The organism is Pseudomonas sp. CF161, from assembly GCF_000416215.1.
GTDB lineage: Bacteria > Pseudomonadota > Gammaproteobacteria > Pseudomonadales > Pseudomonadaceae > Aquipseudomonas.
The window spans coordinates 1-2296 of the sequence record NZ_ATLP01000017.1 but is presented as its reverse complement, the minus strand read 5'-3'; the positions used below and the strand labels follow the sequence as shown (position 1 = coordinate 2296).

The window sequence follows — 2296 nt, the reverse complement described above, 5'->3', positions numbered from 1 at the left end:
GGCCGTCGACCTCCACGAACGGCGTGCCCTGGTTCAAGCCCAGCAACAGGCTGTGGGCGCCGTCGCGGCGGGCCAGCAGCACTTGCTCGCCGCTGGCCTGGTCCAGGCGCAGCCAGGTGCTGAAGGTAAAGGCGCCACCGGCGCCGTGTTGCAGCGACGGGCTGGCCGGCAACAGCAGCGGCTGGCCGCTGAACTGCAAGGCGCGGCCGATCACCCCGTCGATGCTGGCGCCCGTGGCGTTCTGCGCGGTGTTGCCGTAGGCGCTGGTGTCCTTGGGCGGCGTGCCGTTGGCGCCGTCGAAGTGGTAGATCGCGCTGTAGTTCGGATCGAAGGTCAGTGGGCCATTGGCGGTGGCCGGGGCCTTCTGGTTGCCGTAGTACATCCAGATATCCTGGCGCTGGCCGCCTTCGACCTTGGGCACATCGACCCAGATCAGGGCCATGCCCATCAACGGGTCGAAGCTCTCGATCTGGTGGTTGAGCACGGTCTTGTCATCGGCCGCGACAAAACGCAGGTCGGCGCCGTCTTCCTTGACCCCGTCAAAGGTGAAGTTGCCGGTGTGCAGGCGCACCAGCAGCGCGGTCCGGCCCAGGGCCTCGTTGATCGCCGCGCCCTGGGGCGTGGTGTCGACCGAAATCTGCTTGCGGTAATGCCAGTCGTCCTGCCACCAGGCATGGGCCGTGGCCGGGAGCACGAAGCCCAGGCAGATCAACAGGCTCAGGAATAAGCGTTGCATGTGATGGGTTCTCCGTAAAAGTCAGAACGTCGCCTGCACACTGAAGTGCAGGCGCGGGTCGTATTTCTGGGTGTTGGGGCCGTCTTTGAGGGGGTAGCCCCAGTCCAGGCTGCCGGACAGCCATTTGCTCAAACTGGCGCGGGTGCCGAGGCCGACACTGGCCAGGCTGTACGCGTCTTCCTGCTCGGGCAGCGGGTCATGCAGGGACAGGTGTGCGCCTTCGGCGAAGGCGTAGAAGCGCCATTCCTGCACATAGCTGCCGAGAAATCGGGCCAGGGACGGCGTGCGCAGTTCCTGGGACAACAGGTAACCCTCATCCCCCGTGCGCTCGGCGGCCAGGTAGCCGCGCACCGAGGTGGCGCCACCGGCGGAATACTGCTCGTTGGACACCAGCGGCCCGGAAGCCAGCTGGAAGCCGGCCTTGGACGCCGACTGCCAGTCGCTGGCGAAGGTGTAGGTGAAGTTCAGGTCGCCCTTGAGCACGGCAAAGCTCGGGCTCGCTGCGTCGCGCTTGTACTGGAACGCCTCGGCGTCGCTGCCGTAGCCAAAAAAGCTGCGGGTGCCGACGATCAGGTTCAGGCCCAGCCCCAGTTGCGAGGTTTCGCTGTAGCGGTAGCCGTTGTAGCCAAAGGTCAGCGGCGCGTACTTGAGGGGGATCTGGTCGCTGCTGGAGCCGAAGCGCATCTGCTCGTCGAAGTCCTTGAAATCCACCCCCACGGACAGCGAGTTGGCCCAGTTGCCGGCGGCCGGCAGGCTGTAGATCGCCGACACGCCGTAGGAATGGCCCTTGCCCAGCACGTTGCTGCCGCCGATGGTGGCGATGTTGCTGTCGGACTGATAGCCGGAGAACTGCAGGCTCCAGCGCTCGCTCAAGGGTGCGCTGTAGGAGCCCGACCAGACCTTGGCGTTGGCGCTGTCCTGGGGCGCGGTGAAGTAGGTCAGGGAAATGCTGTGCCCCAGTTGCCAGAGGTTGTCGTAGCCCAGGGTGGCGACGCTGCGCAGCTTCTCGGTGTCGGCGCTGTAGTCGTTGTTCAGGCCGAGGCTGGCGTGCCAGGGATTCTGGTCCTCCACCTGCAGGTCGACGTCCATGGTTCCCGGGCGCTGGCCTTCGCGCACCAGCGGCGTGACCTGACGCCCGGCGCTGCGGTTGAGGCCGGCGAGCTGGGTCTGCACCCGGGCGAAATCCGGCACCTGGCCTTCCTGCAGCGCCGGCACCTCGTCGCGGATCTCCACCGGCGAATAGTGCTTGGCGCCGACCACGCGCACCCGGCCGACCTTGGTCTCGCTGACGTGCAGGTAGACGATGCCGTCATCGACCTTCTGCTCCGGCAGCTCGACAAACACCGACTGATAACCCTGGGCCTGGTAGACCTTCTGCAAGGCATCGCGCGCGCCTTCGATATCGCTCAAGGTCTTTTGCGGGCCGAGAAACGGGTACACCGCCTCCTCGATGGCCCGGGCGTCGAGCACGGTATTGCCGCGCACAAAGTACTCGTTGACGTCCACCCGCCTTGGCGCCGACTCCGCGCCCTGCCCCGCAGGCGCCTCGTCGGCCTGGGC

General features: G+C 66.4%; 2 protein-coding genes (1 of these 2 cut by a window edge). Both read right to left on the bottom strand.

Annotated features, from left to right (window positions below; all coding sequences use genetic code 11):
- On the bottom strand, positions 1 to 736 hold the beginning of the coding sequence (locus CF161_RS00145) for a DUF2341 domain-containing protein (RefSeq protein WP_020294494.1). 1061 nt of this gene lie to the left of the window's left edge; 736 of the gene's 1797 nt are visible here — the first part of the coding sequence; it begins with the start codon at positions 734 to 736; its stop codon lies beyond the left edge, outside the window.
- Between the two features lie 21 nt (positions 737 to 757).
- The coding region (locus CF161_RS00140) for a ShlB/FhaC/HecB family hemolysin secretion/activation protein (protein WP_020294493.1) at positions 758 to 2296 on the bottom strand (1539 nt) is incomplete at its 5' end.